Origin of the sequence: Flaviaestuariibacter flavus (genome assembly GCF_004337505.1) — a bacterium.
Classification (GTDB): Bacteria; Bacteroidota; Bacteroidia; order Chitinophagales; family Chitinophagaceae; genus Flavisolibacter; species Flavisolibacter flavus.
In genome coordinates, this window is the sequence record NZ_SJZI01000043.1 from 15,726 (window position 1) to 32,772 (window position 17,047).

General features: G+C 58.5%; 13 protein-coding genes. 5 read left to right on the forward strand and 8 right to left on the reverse strand.

Features of this window, described 5'->3' with window-relative positions; all coding sequences use genetic code 11:
• Positions 1-36: 36 nt before the first annotated feature.
• Both EPD60_RS11625 and EPD60_RS11630 read right to left on the reverse strand, forming a co-directional pair.
• Positions 37-900 carry a phytanoyl-CoA dioxygenase family protein gene (locus EPD60_RS11625; protein ID WP_131449646.1) on the reverse strand — a complete coding sequence of 288 codons (864 nt, stop codon included), beginning with the start codon at positions 898-900 and terminating at the stop codon, positions 37-39.
• An 87-nt stretch (positions 901-987) separates the two neighbouring features.
• Positions 988-1,398: a hypothetical protein gene (locus EPD60_RS11630; protein WP_131449647.1), complete on the reverse strand. Its 411-nt coding sequence runs from the start codon at positions 1,396-1,398 to the stop codon at positions 988-990.
• A gap of 123 nt (positions 1,399-1,521) precedes the next feature.
• Here EPD60_RS11630 and EPD60_RS11635 point away from each other — a divergent pair, with 123 nt between their 5' ends.
• Positions 1,522-3,045 (forward strand): aldehyde dehydrogenase (NADP(+)), encoded by a 1,524-nt coding sequence (locus tag EPD60_RS11635; RefSeq protein WP_131449648.1) that lies wholly within the window; start codon positions 1,522-1,524, stop codon positions 3,043-3,045.
• Here EPD60_RS11635 and EPD60_RS11640 read toward each other — a convergent pair.
• Positions 3,042-3,563, reverse strand: a complete 522-nt coding sequence (locus EPD60_RS11640; protein WP_131449649.1) for a hypothetical protein — start codon at positions 3,561-3,563, stop codon at positions 3,042-3,044. The genes EPD60_RS11635 and EPD60_RS11640 overlap by 4 nt on opposite strands.
• 50 nt (positions 3,564-3,613) lie before the next feature.
• Between EPD60_RS11640 and bshC the strand changes: the two genes are divergently transcribed.
• Entirely contained in the window at positions 3,614-5,221 is a 1,608-nt protein-coding gene (gene bshC, locus EPD60_RS11645) for a bacillithiol biosynthesis cysteine-adding enzyme BshC (RefSeq protein WP_131449650.1), read from the forward strand.
• On the opposite strand, the gene purE is transcribed toward bshC, so the two are convergent.
• From purE to EPD60_RS11670, 5 genes are all read right to left on the reverse strand, one after another.
• Positions 5,193-5,714: a 5-(carboxyamino)imidazole ribonucleotide mutase gene (purE, locus tag EPD60_RS11650; RefSeq protein WP_131449651.1), complete on the reverse strand. Its 522-nt coding sequence runs from the start codon at positions 5,712-5,714 to the stop codon at positions 5,193-5,195. The two genes, bshC and purE, sit on opposite strands and share 29 nt — an antisense overlap.
• Before the next feature lie 186 nt (positions 5,715-5,900).
• Positions 5,901-7,217: a TolC family protein gene (locus EPD60_RS11655; RefSeq protein WP_131449652.1), complete on the reverse strand. Its 1,317-nt coding sequence runs from the start codon at positions 7,215-7,217 to the stop codon at positions 5,901-5,903.
• Positions 7,218-7,223: 6 nt separating this feature from the next.
• On the reverse strand, positions 7,224-10,337 hold the full coding sequence (locus tag EPD60_RS11660) for an efflux RND transporter permease subunit (protein ID WP_131449653.1): 3,114 nt from the start codon (positions 10,335-10,337) through the stop codon (positions 7,224-7,226).
• A 127-nt stretch (positions 10,338-10,464) separates the two neighbouring features.
• On the reverse strand, positions 10,465-11,586 hold the full coding sequence (locus tag EPD60_RS11665; RefSeq protein WP_243647820.1) for an efflux RND transporter periplasmic adaptor subunit: 1,122 nt from the start codon (positions 11,584-11,586) through the stop codon (positions 10,465-10,467).
• Between the two features lie 138 nt (positions 11,587-11,724).
• The gene (locus EPD60_RS11670; RefSeq protein WP_131449654.1) at positions 11,725-12,849 is read right to left on the reverse strand and encodes a 5-(carboxyamino)imidazole ribonucleotide synthase; all 1,125 of its coding nucleotides are present in this window, start codon (positions 12,847-12,849) and stop codon (positions 11,725-11,727) included.
• 143 nt (positions 12,850-12,992) lie between these two features.
• On the opposite strand from EPD60_RS11670, the gene EPD60_RS11675 reads away from it, so the two are divergent.
• The 3 genes from EPD60_RS11675 (at position 12,993) to EPD60_RS17000 (ending at position 17,041) form a co-directional block, all read left to right on the forward strand.
• Positions 12,993-14,252, forward strand: a complete 1,260-nt coding sequence (locus tag EPD60_RS11675; RefSeq protein ID WP_131449655.1) for an erythromycin esterase family protein — start codon at positions 12,993-12,995, stop codon at positions 14,250-14,252.
• 267 nt (positions 14,253-14,519) lie between these two features.
• On the forward strand, positions 14,520-15,659 hold the full coding sequence (gene hppD / locus EPD60_RS11680; protein WP_131449656.1) for a 4-hydroxyphenylpyruvate dioxygenase: 1,140 nt from the start codon (positions 14,520-14,522) through the stop codon (positions 15,657-15,659).
• 188 nt (positions 15,660-15,847) lie between these two features.
• Positions 15,848-17,041: an energy transducer TonB gene (locus EPD60_RS17000; RefSeq protein ID WP_165871525.1), complete on the forward strand. Its 1,194-nt coding sequence runs from the start codon at positions 15,848-15,850 to the stop codon at positions 17,039-17,041.
• Positions 17,042-17,047: the final 6 nt, after the last annotated feature.

Sequence of the window (17,047 nt, forward strand, 5' to 3'; positions counted from 1 at the left end):
TTATTCGTTATTCGATATTCGTTATTCGTTATTCTTTCACGCTTCGCCCATCATCAGTCCTTCAATGGTATGTGCCTGCACGATCGGCTCCAGTTGGTCCACTACCCGGCAGGTAAGGTGTTGGCGTACAGCCTCAGGAAGCGTTTCGTAAAAATGACGCGTTACCTGCAGGTCGTGCCGCTCGGCGTTGACAGCGCCGGGTGCGTCTGCGCCGAGCACCAATGCCGGCCTGGCGATGTCAGATGTATTTGCGGTACCCCGGTGTATGGTGAGTGCGGAACGCGCCGAGATATCGCCCATCTGCGGCAGCTTCCGCTGGGCACGGGCTTCATAGCGCGGGTAGTAGGCTCTGGGAGGAAACATGCCGTGTTCGAAGCCCTCCGGCAGGTCCCATTGCGTGCCTGGCGCAATCTCGAAGGGTCCCCTGTCTTCGGTCACATCTACGGTGGTGAGGTTAAAGGCAAGCGAATTGAGGCGGCGACCCGTGATGGTGTCGGGCGGCGCGGGAAAGTCACGGTGCCAGGGCTGCGCCACTGCGCCGGGGTTCGGTACGTCAAAGCCGATTTCTACGATCTTATATTCCGGCCCAAGCACGGTTGCGCAAACAGCTACCACCCAGGGATGGGTTACCAGGTCGAGAAAGCCGCGGATATCCTCGGGGTGTATTTCCACGTAATGCCGCTTAGGTCCGCGCCCCACCGCGCCGCCGGGCCGGCCGAGCGCTTCTTGGTATGCGCGGAGTATGTCTTCGTGGAGTTGCGCGACCCATTCGCGGCTGAATGCGCCTTTCAGGCCGATGATGCCCTCGCCGTACAATCCGCCCATGATTTTCGAAAGGTCATATGCGGGGTGCGGTGCCGCCTTATCGATTGTATGGGCTTCAGGGGATGCGGTTTCCATTTAGCTTTTCGGCACCGCCGCAACGATAGTGCCACAAGCGCGGTGCATACGGAGCAGCCGTTCCCGGGAGACCAGAGGCGCATTTTTTCAATAAACGCTTGCGTCCGTCTTTCTGCGCGCCGGCCACCAAAAGCGCCGCCACAGCCGGGCTGCCACCAGGATCATGAAAATGGCATACAGGATTCCTGCCTGCAAAAACGGGTCGCCGTACAGCTGCACACCCGCAATGCCGAGCACGGCGCCGCAAAGGAAAGCAGCCATTAGCGTGATCACCGGCATTACCACCACGTATTCGATCGCGGTCCGCCCGGTCAGGAACTGTTGCAGCACGAAGAAGCCATAGCTGGCCAGCAGGCTGCCTCCCACCAGGTAGCGCATCTTGAAGGAAAGGCGTTCAGCCGTGGGAATATCCGCCATGGCCACCTGCCGGAGCAGGAAGGCCATCAGGCCGGCATAAAGCAGGCAGAGTGCCAGGAAGATCCATCGCTTTGCGTTCATCAGCGGGGAAAGTTACGCCATTGTTCGACAGGGCGAGCGACGATCGCAAAGTGGCATCCCTCCACTTTTCTTTGCAATGGCAGGGTACGACATTTGTGTTTTACGAGTTTGATATTTTTTGCCATGAACGACCTGCAAGCCCGCATCGATAAAGTACTGCAGCAAGCCACCAGGACAGCTCTGGCTTACGCGCAGCGAACATTGGAAGAACGTAGCGCCTTCCTGAGCGCCATAGCTGAAGAGCTGGAGAAACGCAGCGATGTCCTCATCGACACAGCCGCCGGTGAAACCCACCTCGCGCCGGAGCGCCTCCGCACCGAGCTGCAGCGTACACAGTGGCAACTGTATTCCTACGGTCAGGCTTGCCGGGAAGGGGACTGGCTCGACATCCGGATCGACATACCCGATGGCGCGGGAACGGAAAATCCCGGTAACGGCGATGCCCCTTCCTGGACGGTTCACCGCCGGCAAAACGACCTGCGTAAAATGCTCCTGCCGCTGGGGCCGGTGGTTGTGTTCGGGGCCTCCAATTTTCCTTTTGCCTACAGCACTGCCGGCGGCGATACCGCCTGCGCCCTGGCGGCAGGCTGCCCGGTGATCGTGAAGGCGCACCCGGCACATGCCGCAACATCGCGCCTGGTGGCGGAGGCCGTGCAGGAAAGCGCGCGCCGGCTCGGTCTGCCGGAAGGCGTGTTTCAACACGTGGAAGGTGGCTTTGATGAAGGGCAGGCGCTGGTGCTCCACCCGCACACCCGCGCGGTGGGTTTTACCGGCTCACTCGAAGGCGGCCGTGCCCTTTTTGACCTTGCACAACAGCGGCCGGTGCCGATCCCGGTTTTTGCGGAAATGGGCTCGGTCAACCCCGTATTTCTACTGCCGGAGGGGCTTGCCGCCGATGCCGAAGGCTTTGCAAAACAATTCCTGCAATCCGTAACCGGCTCCGCCGGCCAGTTCTGTACGAAGCCGGGACTGCTGGTCGGCATCGACAGCCCGGCGCTCGACAGCTTCCGGGAATACCTGTCGGAAAATATCGGTTTGGTACCGCCCCAGGAGATGCTGCATCCCGGTATAGCGAAAGCCTTCCAGCACAAGCGGGCCGATGCCCTTGCCGTTGAATCGGTAGCCGTCGCCGGCACGCTTTCCTGCCCGGTGGGCAGGAACGACAGCATTCCCACGCTGGCAGAAACCGATGCGGCCGCCTTCCTGGCCAACCCGGTGCTGCACCACGAGGTGTTCGGGCCTTTTGCCCTGCTGGTGCGCTGCGCCGATGGCGGCGAGCTGCTGTCGGTTGCGGAGGCGCTTGAAGGACAGATCACCTGCACGCTGGTGGCAACCACAGATGAACTGCGGCATTGCCCGCAACTGATCACGGCGCTGCAGGCACGCTGCGGCCGCTTTATCCGCAACGGCGTGCCCACGGGCGTAGAGGTGGTGCCGGCCATGATGCACGGCGGTCCTTACCCCGCCACCACCGACAGCCGCTTTACCGCGGTGGGCGCGGACGGCATCCGGCGCTTTGCAAGGCCGGTTTGTTATCAAAACTGGGAAAACGAGTTGTTGCCGGCGGAGCTGCAGAATGAAAACCCGCTGGGGATCTGGCGCACGGTGAACGGCGTTCTCAGTCGCGATGCGCTGGGCAATAATTAAAGGAAATGCAGGCTCAGCGTCACTTTCTCGAGCAGGGCAATGGCAGCACTTTCCGAAGCCGGGTCGCAGGAGACCTTTAATTCGTAGGCGTCGCGGGCCTTGCCGTCACGCACCACGTAATACATGTCGCTCGACACATCCTGCCCGCCTTCGAAATGAAGCACTGAAATCTTTCGGTAGAGGGTGTGTCCGTTTACGGAATAGGGTCTGGCTTCCTTCATGGTATAACTTTCGTCTGAAGCCTTGTGGCCAGCGGCGATGGCCAGGGCATCCTTAGCCGTCACCGGCTTATCGTAAGTGTAGCGTGTTACGAGAAAGGGCGTGCGCTTGCCACCGACCACCACAATGCCTGCATGAATAGCTCCGGTATTTGATTTTTTCACCACGTCGAGCAGCAGGTTCGAAACTTCATTGCCTTCGGGCATTTCAATGGAGAAGGCCTTATCCACAATCACCGGATCGGCGGGTCGCGAAAAGGAAAGCAACAGAAAGAGCGGCAGCAGAAGAAAGGGTTTCATGTCACGGATTGTGTCTGCTAAACTACGCGTTCCGGCTGTACTTTTACCGCATGTTCGCCGCCGAAACGCTTGCTTACCGCGATACCCATTCCTTTACGAGAATCGTAAGCGATTACCTCGGGAACGCGGAAGCGCTCCGTCCCTTTTATAGTCACCGTCCCGACCTGGACGGAATCCGCTCCGCGCTGGAGCAGCGCTCCGGGGCTCCGGCTTACCGCCAGACCCTGGTGGCAGCCTTGCGCCGGCAATACGAAGGGGTAGAGGCGGGCGGCGCCGTCGGCGCCAATATCGGGGCGCTGCTTTCTTCCGAAACGTTTACCGTAACCACGGCGCACCAGCCCAATCTCGCTACAGGTCCGCTCTATTTTTTATACAAGATCCTGCATGCGATAAAGCTCGCTGACGACCTCGGGAAAGCCTTTCCCGGCAAGCGCTTTGTGCCGGTCTATTATATGGGTTCGGAAGACGCCGACCTGGAGGAGCTGAATCATTTTACGGTTGCAGGAAAACGTTATACGTGGAATACGGGCCAGAAGGGAGCGGTTGGACGGATGTACGTGGATAAAGCACTGACCGGCCTGCTTCGGGAGCTTGAAGGGCAGGTGGGCAATGAACCGCACGGAGCGGAGCTGCTTGCGCTGCTGCGCTCCTGCTATGCTGAAGGCCGGATGATCCAGGATGCCACCTTTCAGCTGGTGCACGCACTGTTTGGCCGTTATGGACTGGTGGTTCTGCTTGCCGATGCTCCCGAGCTGAAGCGGGTCATGATCCCGGTTTTCAGTGCCGACCTGTTCGGGCAGGAAGCCGGACCTATCGTTGCACAGACGTCGGCTGCACTCCAGGCACATTACAATGTACAGGCCCATCCCCGCGAGATCAATCTTTTCTATTTCCGCGACGACATCCGCGAGCGGATTGAAAAACAGGGCGAAGACGAATACTGCGTTGTCAATACCGACATCCGTTTCCGTGAGGCGGAGTTGCGCGCCGAGCTCGACGCGCACCCGGAGCGCTTTAGTCCCAATGTAATTTTGCGGGGGCTTTACCAGGAAACGATCCTGCCCAACGTGGCCTTTATCGGCGGCGGCGGCGAGCTTGCCTACTGGCTGCAGCTCAAGGACCTTTTCGGGCACTACGGCGTTCCATTCCCGGTGCTGGTGCTGCGCAATTCCTTCCTGGTGGTGCCGCAAAAAGAAAAGGAGCGTGCCGACAGGCTGCAACTGAGTACCACCGACCTTTTTCTGCCGGTGCTGGAGCTGATGAACCGCCACCTGGAGCGGAGTGGACAGAAGCCGCAACTGAACGGCGAGGTGAAGGAGCTGGAGCAGCTATATGAGCGGTTGCGTACTTCGGCCGCTGCCGTTGACATCACCCTGGACAAACACGTGGAAGCACTCCGCACCCGAAGCCTGCACCTGCTGACAGCCCTGGAGCAAAAAATGCAGCGTGCTGCGCGCAGGAAAGAACAAGCCACCCAGCGGCAGCTCGAGGCACTCAAGACGCAGCTGTTTCCGAAGAACGGGCTGCAGGAACGGGTGGAAAACTTCGCGGGCTTTTATGCGCTTTGGGGCGATGCCTTCATCGACCTTCTCTACCGGTACTCGGGAGGCCTGGCGCAGCAATTCACCGTTATTTATCAAACGCATTCGGCCAGTTAGCGCGCAGCCCTTCTACTTTGTGCTGCACCTCGTTTTCAAGTTGCGTTTTGTAGGCAGCAACCCTGTCGCCAACCGTTGCATCGAATGCCCCGATGATCTGCGCGGCGAGGATACCCGCGTTCTTTGCAGCGTTGAGTGCAACGGTGGCGACGGGTACGCCATTGGGCATCTGCAGAATCGAAAGCACTGAGTCCCAGCCATCGATGGAGTTGCTCGATTTTATGGGAACGCCGATCACCGGGATGGGCGTGATGGCCGCCACCATGCCGGGCAGGTGCGCCGCGCCGCCGGCCCCGGCGATGATCACCTTCAGTCCACGCCCGCGGGCGCTACGGGCATAGTCGAACATCCGTTGCGGCGTGCGGTGTGCCGATACCACGGTAAGTTCGAAAGCGATACCGAACTGCTGCAGCATATCGGCTGCTGTTTGCATGATACCGAGGTCGCTGTCGGAGCCCATAATGATGCCTGCGAGGGGAGCTGTTGGAGTCATTTTAAAAAGAATTCAGGGTGAATGCGCCGCTAAAATAGGCGCAAACGGCAAACCGTCCTGCCGTATTCTGTTGCAGTATCCGGATGTTTATCATTGGGTCCTGTACATGGCATAAAAAATCCCGACCATTCCATGTCGGGATTTCCGTGTAACAATGCGTTATTGCGGCTCGCTTTATTCTAATATCTATCGGACGATATCGCCCCGGATCCGGCCCAGCTCGATCTCCGCCGCCTTCATGTTGAAGCGGGCCTGGATAAGCCGCGACTGCGCATCGTACAGGTTTTGTTCGGCCGTGCGCAACTCCAGGAACGTAGAGAGACCAAGGCGGTAGCGTTCGCGGGCGATGGTAAGGTTTTCGCGGATGAGCGCGATATTACTTTCTTCGAGCTGCAGGGTTTGGCGGGCCAGGTCGTAATTCTGGTAAGCCGTGATGATGCCGGAGCCGACCAGGGCTTTGCTCGACTCGTACTGAAGTTCCAGGTTCTGCACTTCGAGTTGCGCCGATTTAATATTCCGGCGCGCCACAAAGCCGTTGAATATCGGGATCGTAGTCGTGATGCCGTAGTTAAAGCCCTGTGATTGGTTCAGCAGCGGCGAGAAGTTATTCGGCGGCGTACTGTTATTCGTCCGGTTGAAATTATAAGCCGATGTGAGCGAAACGGTAGGGAAACGCTCGGCCTTTCGTTCTTTGACCGCCAGTTTCGCGATGTCGATCTGCTTCTGGTTGAGCAGCAGTTGCGGGTTGCCGGCCTCGAGCGCGGCCTGCACTGAATCAAGGCGCAGGGCGGGGTTCACCGGGATGGAATCCTGCACCCGGTAGGAGGTGCCCGGCACCAGGGTCAGTTGCCGGTTGAGTTGTTCCCGGATATTCTTGAGCTCATTTTGCTGGCTAAGCAATGCAGAGCGCTGGCCGTTGAGGTCAATCTGGGCCTGTAGCACATCACTTTTGATGCCGGTGCCGATATCAAAACGATATTGGGCGAGCTTGAGCCGCTCCTGGCTGAGCGCCATGGCCTCGTTGGTGGCACGCTGTTGCTGCTGCAGCCGCGCCATATCGAAGTAGTTGCGCAGCACATCGGCCACGGTAGTCACCACCTGTGCGCGGATCTGCAACTCGCCCAGCGAAACGAGCTCGCCGAGGCGCTGGCGGGTGACGAACATCTTCAGCCCGTCGAAGATCGGCCAGTTGAGGTTGACGCCATATTGCAGGTTGCTTTGGTTTACCTGTCGCTCGGTCTTGGGACTGCTCGCGAAGGTCTGCGCAACGTTGTTGTTGTTGCGCAGGTAGGTAGCCTGCCCGTTGAGACGGGGATAGAAGGCATACCGCGAATAGCTGTAGTCAAGGGCGGCAAGCAGGGAGTCGTTGCGTGACAGGCGGATGTCGTAATTCTGCCGCAGCGCCATGCCCACCGCTTCTTCGAGCGTCAGCACGCGCGTCGTATCCTGGGCCTGTGCGCCGAGGGCCGCAAAAAGTGATATCGAAAAAAGGATCTTTTTCATAGGGTCTTAATGCACGGTTTGAGCGATTTCTTTCTTCCGGTCTTCCTCTTCAAGGATCTCAAGCTGGTTGCGCCGCTTGTTACTGGACAGGAAGGTATAGATGGCCGGCACCACAAACAGGGTAAAGATGAGCGAGATCATGATACCGCCCACGATCACGATGCCCAGCGGCACACGGCTGGTAGCTGCGGCGCCAAGCGACAGCGCGATGGGCAGTGCGCCGAGGGCCATGGCCAGCGAGGTCATGAGGATGGGACGGAGACGCTGCTGCGCCGCGTGGATGGCGGCTTCTGTCTTACTCATACCCTGAAGCCGGCTGTGGTTGGCGAACTCCACGATGAGGATACCGTTCTTGACCACAAGGCCGATAAGCATAATAATACCGATCTGCGAAAAGATATTGATCGTTTGCCCGAAGATCCACAGCGACAGCAGGGCGCCGGCGCCGGCAAGCGGGATGGTGGTCATGATGGTCAGCGGGTCGATAAAGCTTTCGAACTGCGCGGCCAGGATCAGGAAGATGAGACCCAGCGCGAGGCCCAGCGCGAAGCCGATACCGCCGGAGCTTTCCGCGTAGTCGCGCGAGGTGCCGCTCAGCGAGGTCTGGAAGGAGGGGTCCAGCAGCTTGCCGGCGATCTGCTGCATTTCCTTGATGCCATCGCCCAGGGTCTGGCCGGGTGCGAGGCCCGCTGAGATCGTGGCCGACTTAAAGCGGTTGAAGTGGTAGATCGTCGACGGCGTCGTTGCTTCTTCCATGGTCACCAGGTTGTCGAGCGAAACCATCTGCCCGCTGTTGCTGCGCACATAAAGGCTGCGCAGGTCGGACGGGTCATCACGGTCGGCACGTTCCACCTGGCCCATCACCTGGTACTGCTTGCCGCGCATCGTAAAGTAGCCAAGGCGCTGGTTGGAGAGCGCCAGCTGCAGGGTACGCGAAACGTCTCCCACGCTTACACCCAGCTGGTTGGCCTTCAGGCGGTCTACCGAAATACGCAGCTCGGGCTTGTTGAATTTCAGGTCGGCGTCCACCTGCTGCAGGACATTGCTCTTATTGGCTTCCTCGAGGAAACGGGGGAGTACCTGGGCGAGCTTTTCAAACTCGTTGTTCTGTATCACGAACTGCACGGGCTGGCCGCCGCGGCGGTTCACCGCGATCGTTTGCTCCTCGATGGCGAAGGCGCGGCCCTCATTGAACTTCGGCAGGTTTTTGTTGACCATCTCCACGATCTCCTTCTGTGAGCGCGAACGGTCCTTGGGATCGGCAAGCGTCACCCGCACGAAGCCCGAGTTGGTTGCGCCCGAGGCAAAACCAGGTGCTGTCAGCGACAGCACGGTCTTCTTCTCCGGGATGGAATCGATCATGAAATCGGAAAGACGGTTGATGTAACGATCCATGTAATCGTAGGCCGTGCCCTCGGGGGCGGTCACCTGGAGGCGGAACTGGCTGCGGTCTTCCATCGGGGCAAGCTCGGAGGGCAGCGTGGTCCACAGATAAACGGCGATGGCGCCGGCGGCGGCCACAATGATCCAGGCGACGAAACGCACCCGGATAAAGCCACGCACGGCGCGGGCATAGCTGCTTTCCATCCATTGGAAGAAAGGCTCCGTTTTGCGGTAGAACCAGCCATGGTTATGCAGGGTGTCCGAGCGGGTCAGCTTCACGTTCAGCACCGGCGTCAGCGTCAGCGATACGAAAGCCGAAATAAGCACCGCGCCCGCCACTACGATACCGAACTCGCGGAACAGGCGTCCCACGAAGCCCGGGATAAAGATGATCGGAAGGAATACGAAGGCCAGGGTTATGGAGGTGGAGATTACCGCGAAATAGATCTCCTTGGAGCCCTCGCGGGCAGCGCGCCATTTGTCCATACCCTGCTCCATCTTCTTGAAGATGTTTTCCGTCACTACGATACCGTCGTCCACCACGAGGCCGGTTGCCAGCACGATACCGAGCAGCGTCAGCACGTTGATGGTGAAGCCGCACACGTACATGATAAAGAAGGCGCCGATCAGTGACACGGGGATGTCGATGAGCGGGCGGAAGGCGATGGCCCAGCTGCGGAAGAAGAGGAAGATGATCAGGATCACGAGCACCAGCGAGATGATGAGCGTTTCCTCCACCTCGGAGATCGAGTTCTTGATGAAGCGCGTCTGGTCGAGGGCGATGTTGAGCGTGATATCCGCCGGCATGTCGGCCTTCAGCTGGTCGTAGCGCTTGTAGAATTCATTGGAGATCGATACGTAGTTGGAACCCGGCTGCGGGATGATGGCCAGTGCGATCATCGGGATGCCGCTCTCGCGGAGCTGCGATTCTTCGTTCTCGGGGCCCAGCACGGCTTCGGCCACGTCGCTAAGCCGCACTACCGAGCTGCTGTCGCTCTTCACCACCACGTTGTTGAAGTCTTCCTCCGTGTTGAGGCGGCCGAACGTACGCACGGTCAGTTCCGTGGCGTTGCCCGAAATCTTACCCGACGGCAGCTCCACGTTCTCGCGGCTCAGTGCGGTGGAAACGTCGTTGGGCGTCAGCCCGAATGCCGCCATGCGGTCGGGCTTGAACCAGATCCGCATCGCGTAGCGCTTCTCGCCCCAGATCTGGATGGCCGACACGCCGGGGATGGTCTGCAGGCGCTCCACGAGCACGTTGTTGGCCCACTCGGAGATCTCGAGCTGGTTGCGGGTGTTGCTCTGCACCGTCATCGAAAGGATGGGATCGGAGGAAGCGTCGGCCTTACTCACTACAGGCGGCGCATCGAGGTCGTTCGGCAGCTGGCGCGTTGCCTGCGACACCTTGTCGCGCACGTCGTTGGCCGCGGCCTCGAGGTCCACGCCGAGCTCGAACTCCACGTTGATGTTGGAGGAGCCGGCATTCGAAGACGAAGTGATATTCTTAATACCTGCAATACCGTTGATCGCCTTTTCGAGCGGTTCGGTGATCTGCGTTTCGATGATCTCGGGGTTGGCGCCGCCATAAGATGTGCGCACGTTGATGTTCGGCGGGTCGATGGCGGGGTAGTCGCGCACGCCCAGGAACTTGAAGCCGATGACGCCAAACACCACGATGATGATGTTCATCACGATCGCCAGCACCGGTCTTTTTAAGGAAAGTTCACTGATGTTCATGGAATCAGTTTATGGTAAGGTTAGGATTAAGGTTCTAAGAGGTTCTATGGGGTTCTAAAAGGTTAGGTTGATCGCCTATATGAAGAAACTTTTTAGAACGATGTAGAACTCTTCAAAACCTTTGGTGTCATGGTTTCGCGGAGGCAGCTCGTGCTGTATCGGCCGGGTTGCCTTTGCCACCGTGAGGAGCGTTGATCACTTTCCGTACGATGGCCTTTCCGCCCGGTTTGAGACCGAGGATGCCGGTGATGGCAACGGTGTCGCCCACATTGAGGCCGCTGGTGATCTGCACGAAGCTGGAGTCGCGGATGCCCGTAATGACGTCGATGGCTTTTACGTTGCCGCTGTCGATCACGTATACGCGCTTGCCGCGGGCCTGTGGTACGATGGCCTGCGTAGGGATCATCATCGCGTTGGGGTTCGGATCGAAGGCGATTTTTACACGGGCGAAAGCTCCGGGAACAAGCCCGGTGGCGTCGCCTTTCACGAGGGCACGCATGGTGAGGGTGCGCGTACCGCCGCCGATACCGGATTCGGTTGCGATCACCTGGGCGCTGTAAACCCGGTTGTCGTTGGCGGTGGAGAAGTTGACCCAGGAGCCTTGCTTGATGCGGCCCACGTATTGCTCGGGGAGGCTGAAGTCGATCCGCATTCCCGAAGTCTTTTGTATAGAGGTAAGCACCGACTGCGGGCTCACGTAGGCGCCGGGGCTGGTCATCTTCAGTCCCAGTTTGCCGGTAAAGGGAGCGCGGACTTCCGTTTTTCGGATATTGGCGTTCACGATGGCCAGGTCGGCGCGGGCATTGGAGATCTGCAGTTCGGCCACGTCGAGGTCCTGCTTCGATATACCGCCGATTTTCGCGAGGGCCGAATAGCGGTCTACCGTGGTCTGCGCCTGGGCAAGCTGCACCTGCAGCTTGCGGCGCTGTGCCTGGAGTTCGGCGTCGTCAAGTTTGGCGATCAGCGAGCCCTGGCCCACCACTGCGCCCTCACGCACGTTCAGCGCCGTGATACGGCCGGAAACTTCGGGGTGGATCTCGGTGGCATCGGCGGCCACGATGGTGCCGGGTACTTCGATCGATTCGGAGATACTGCGGGTGGCTACCAGGAAAGCGTCCACACGGGCCGGGGGGCGGGGACCGGCTTTCTGGCCGGCCTCAGCTTCTTTTTTGCGCTCCGAGGCGCCGCAGCCGGCGGCCAGCAGGCATATAATGGGGATAGCGGCCAGGATCTTGATCTTGTGTTTCAACGGGAGTATGGTTTAAGCTCAGAAAAGGGCAAAGGTAATCGGGACGCAATCTACGTTCAGACATTGAACGGCCTCTCCTCCGTTAACCTTAATTAACCGGCAGTACTCTTAAAATAAACAAGCGGTGCGCACAACGGATCAATGGCTCTTCACCTTCAGCGTCTGCCGGATCCGGTGAGCCTTGTGTACGAGATCGCCTTTTTCCGCGCTCATTACGGTCACGTGGCCCATTTTCCGGCCGGCGCGGGTTTCGCGCTTGCCGTAAAGGTGCACAAAGGCATTGTCGATCCGCAGCACTTCCTCCAGGCCTTCATATACCGCCGGCCCGCTGAAGCCTTCCGCGCCGATGAGGTTGATCATCACCGAAGGCAGCACCGCTTTGGTATTGCCGAGCGGGTAGCCCAGGATAATCCGCCAGAGCATGTCGAACTGCGAGCTGTAGTGCGCCTCGATGCTGTGGTGGCCGCTGTTGTGTACCCGGGGCGCCGTTTCGTTTACAAAAACCTCGTTGTTGGCGTCTACCAGCAATTCCACGGCGAAAAGTCCGGGCGAGCCGAAGTGACGAACCAGCGACAGGGCGATGGCTTCTACCTTCCACAGCACTTCAGTGGGGATTTCCGCCGGGCTCAATTGGTAATCGAGCAGGTTGAGGTCAGGGTTGAACACCATCTCCACGGGCGGGTAGAGGGTTGTCTTTCCATCGTCGCCCACCGCCACCATCTGGGCGATCTCTTTTTTGATGTTGACCAGCTTTTCGAGCACGCCGGGCGCATCAAAGCCCAGGTGCAGGTCCTCGGCACGGTGAATGATCTGTACGCCTTTGCCGTCGTAGCCGCCCTCGCCGATCTTGTGCACGGCAGGCAGCAGGCCCGTATGCCCTTCCAGGTCGGCGCGGCTGCCGGTGACCACGTAGGGCGCCGTGGGAATGGCGTGACGGGTGTAGAATTCCTTCTGGAGGATCTTGCTTTTGATGGTGCGGAGCACGGCCGGCTTCGGGTAGATGCGCCGCCCTTCGGCCTCCAGCTTTTCGAGGGCGTCGATGTTGACGTTTTCGATCTCGATGGTCAGCGCGTCCAGGTCCTGCCCGAAGCGGTACACGGCATCGAAATCGCGGATATCGCCCTGCATGAAGTGGTGGCATAGATGCGCCGCCGGGCAGTGGGGATCGTTTTCAAGCACATAGGTTTCAACCGGGTAATTGGCGGCTGCCTGTAACAACATGCGGCCGAGCTGCCCGCCGCCAAGGATCCCCACTTTTTGCATGCAGCAAAGCTATGGGAATGCTCAATAAGCAATGTTCAATTTTCAAGGCTCAGGTGCCACCAGTGTAGGTTGAACTTTGATTATTGATTGTTGAATATTAAAGCCTTGGCGCGCATGTTGTGCATCTTAAGCAAAACCCGGGTATGCATCGCTTAAACACCGCCAAAGACCTTGATGCGCTCCTTGCCGATATCGACGACCGGCCCGTCGTGATGCTGGGCGAGGCTTCGCACGGCACCCATGAGTTCTATACCTGGCGCACGGCGATTTCCCAGCGTCTCATTGCCGAAAAAGGTTTTCGCTTTATTGCTGTGGAGGGCGACTGGCCCGACTGTTACCGCATCAACCGCTATGTGAAGGGCTATCCCGACGCCGGGGGCACTATCCACGAAGTGCTGCGCAGCTTCGACCGCTGGCCTACCTGGATGTGGGCGAACTGGGAGGTGGCGGCGCTGGCTGAATGGCTGCGCGAATGGAACCGGCACAAGCCGATGGAGGAGCGCGTTGGCTTCTATGGTCTCGACGTATACAGCCTCTGGGACAGCATGCGCACCCTGCAGGAATACCTGGAAGGGGAGGACCCGGCCCTGGCACAGGCGGTGCGTAGTGCGCTGCGCTGCTTTCAGCCCTACGAAGAGAACGAGCATGCTTATGCGCGTGTAGCCCTCACCGAGCACAGCTGCCGCGACCGGGTGCTGGAGCTGCTGCGCACCGTACGCGAAAAGGTGGCCCAGTTTGCCGATGATCCCGAGGCCGCATTCAGCGCCGAGCAGAACGCCATCATCGCGGTAAATGCCGAAAACTATTACCGGAGTATGATGTCGTTTGACAATGAAAGCTGGAACGTGCGCGACACCCATATGATGGAGACGCTGCGGCGGCTCGTAGACTTCCACGGCGACGGGGCCCGCGGCATCGTGTGGGAGCACAATACGCATATCGGGGATGCACGCGCCACCTCCATGCGGCAGGCCGGTATGGTGAATATCGGGCAGCTCGCACGCGAAGAGTATGGTGTCGACAAAGTATATCTCGCCGGCTTCGGTTCCTACGAAGGCACGGTGATCGCCGGCGAGGAGTGGGGCGCCCCGATGCGTACCATGACGGTGCCCGAGGCACGGCAAGGCAGCATCGAACACAACCTCCACCGCGAAGGCAGCCATGATCGTTACCTGTTGTTCAACACCGAGGACATCCGCATGCAGTACGACACTGCCATTCACCACCGCGCCATCGGCGTGGTGTACGACCCCGACCGGGAGCGCTACGGCAACTATGTGCCCTCGGTCATGTCGAGCCGCTACGACGCCTTTATTTATATCGATCAAACGCAGGCCCTGCACCCGCTGCATCCGCACGAGTCGGCAGACAAGATCCCGGAAACCTATCCGTTCGGGTATTAACAATGTTGGACCGGCATCGGTTGCGGAAATATTCAATATTCAATTTTCAATGCTCATGTCGCAAGGTGAGGGAGGAGCCACTTGAATACTGATTATTGAGCATTGAATATTGATTATTTTCCCGCTCCCGAAGCTATTCCGGCTGCGGTCGTTGCTTTTCGTAACGATTTGTTCTCTGGGGCTCATTCATTTCCAGCCTCCAATCTTCACACGGAAACAGCACTTTCTGCCCTAATTTTGAGGGTGAATATTTAAACACCTTATCATATGTCAGAGATTGCTGCTGCGGGTACGCTGGACCGCAACGCCACACAGGCCGACTTCCTGCCGCTGCAGGGCACCGATTACGTGGAGTTCTACGTGGGTAACGCCAAGCAGGCCGCCCACTATTATATGAGTGCGTTTGGTTTCCAGGCGGTGGCCTATGCCGGCCCCGAGACCGGTGTGAAGGACCGCGCCTCCTACGTGGTGCGCCAGCACAAGCTCACCTTCGTGCTGACGACGCCGATCCGCGCCAACAACGAAATCGCCGACCACGTATACAAGCACGGCGACGGTGTGAAGTTCCTCGCCCTGCGTGTGGATGACGCCACCTCTGCCTGGCAGGAAACCACGAAGCGCGGCGGCCGCAGCTACCTGGAGCCCCAGCGCCTGCAGGACCAGAACGGAGAGGTAGTAATGAGCGGCATCCATACCTATGGCGATACCGTGCATCTCTTCATCGAGCGCAGGAACTACAACGGCGCCTTTATGCCGGGCTTCCGCGCCTGGAGCAACCCGCATTTTGCACCCACCGATACCGGCCTCCTTTACGTGGACCATTGCGTCGGCAACGTGGGCTGGAACCAGATGAATCCCTGGGTGAAATTCTATGAAGACGTGATGGGCTTCAAAAACATCCTTTCCTTCGACGACGAGGATATCTCCACCGAATACTCGGCGCTGATGAGCAAGGTGATGAGCAACGGGAACGGCTTTGTAAAGTTCCCGATCAATGAGCCGGCCGAAGGCAAGAAGAAGTCGCAGGTAGAAGAGTACCTCGAGTTTTTCGACGGCGAAGGCGTGCAACACGTTGCCCTGGCTACCAACGATATTGTGAAGACCGTGCGCGACCTCATGAGCCGCGGCGTGGAATTCCTGAAAGTACCCAACTCTTATTACGAAGACCTCCTTGATCGCGTTGGTCATATCGACGAGGACCTGGAGCCGCTCAAGGAGCTCGGCATCCTGGTTGACCGCGACAACGAAGGCTACCTGCTGCAGCTCTTCAGCAAGCCCGTGCAGGATCGTCCGACGCTTTTCTTCGAGATCATCCAGCGCAAGGGTGCCAAGAGCTTCGGCAAAGGCAACTTCAAGGCCCTTTTTGAAGCCATTGAGCGTGAACAGGCCGAGCGCGGCAACCTTTAGGAATATCGAATATCGAATAAAGAATATCGAAGTTTGAGCGAAAGCCCTCCCACCCGGAGGGCTTTCGCATACGGGCTTGCGGCTGTATCGCCCGCAATCGCAGGGTTTCTCTTGGTTGGCTCCGATTTTGGACTTTCTTTTGCACTTCATTTGGGAACTTGCCTACCGAAAGACCCCAACCGGAAATCATGCGTAAACTCATCCTGTCGCTATCCGTCCTGTTCCTGGCTACCTTAACCCGTGCACAAGGCGATGGTGCCGCCGTTGTGCGGCCGGAAAGCCTGTCTTTTATCACCTACCAGAAAACGCTCAGCCGGCCGTCTGATGCCATGCGGCATAAGATCGACACCCTGCAGAAGCAGTTTGCCGCCAAAGGACTGGAATGGCCGGCAAAAAATATTTATATCCGCTCGTTCAAGTACGACAGTCAGCTGGAAGTGTGGGTGAAAGGCGAAAAGAAAGAACCCTTCAAGCTGTTTAAGACCTATCGCGTTTGTGCGATGGCGGGAGCGCTTGGCCCCAAGCGGATGCAGGGCGACTACCAGGTGCCGGAAGGATTTTACTTCATTAATGAATTCAACCCGAACAGCCAGTTTCACCTGTCGCTTGGTCTCAATTACCCCAATGCTTCCGACCGCATCCTCAGCGACTCGCTGCAGCCGGGTGGCGACATCTATATCCACGGCTCCTGCGTAACCACGGGCTGCATACCGCTCACCGATACCTATATCGAAGAACTCTACGTGCTTGCCGCCTTCGCGCGCGATGCGGGCCAGGAATTCATCCCGGTGCATATCTTCCCCGTGCGCTACAGCAACAAAAAAAGCGCGGAATACCTGAAGTCGCTCACCAAAACGGATAATGAGCTGAAGGTGTTTGCGGAAAACCTGGAGCGTGTGTACGACCATTTCGAAGCAACGAAAAGTCTCCCGGTGATCATGACCAACAGCCGCGGAGAATACCTCTATGCCAACCTTTCCAAGAAAGCCGTGCCGGCGCCGCCTGTAAAAAAAGTACACCCTGCACGCCGCATGCGCAACGTGACGGCCGTGGCCGACGTGGTGCACGAATGGCCGAAATTCCCGGGCGGTAACAGCGAGTTTCTCGACTACCTGAAGAAGGTTGGGCACGTGCTGGCCGACGACCTGCCGGCTACGCAAAAGAAAGCGTACGTGCAGGTGGAGTTCGTGGTGGATGCCGACGGAACGCCTGTAAATTTTAAGGTGGTTAAAGGCGTCAACGCCGATTTCAACGAGGAGATCATCACCCGCCTCGAAAAGATGCCTTACTGGCAGCCTGCGCTCCTTGACGGAAAGCCGGTGGCAAAAAGAATCGTCCAGGGCTTCGCAATCGAGCCGGACCCCGAGAGCGGGAAAAACTGATCATTA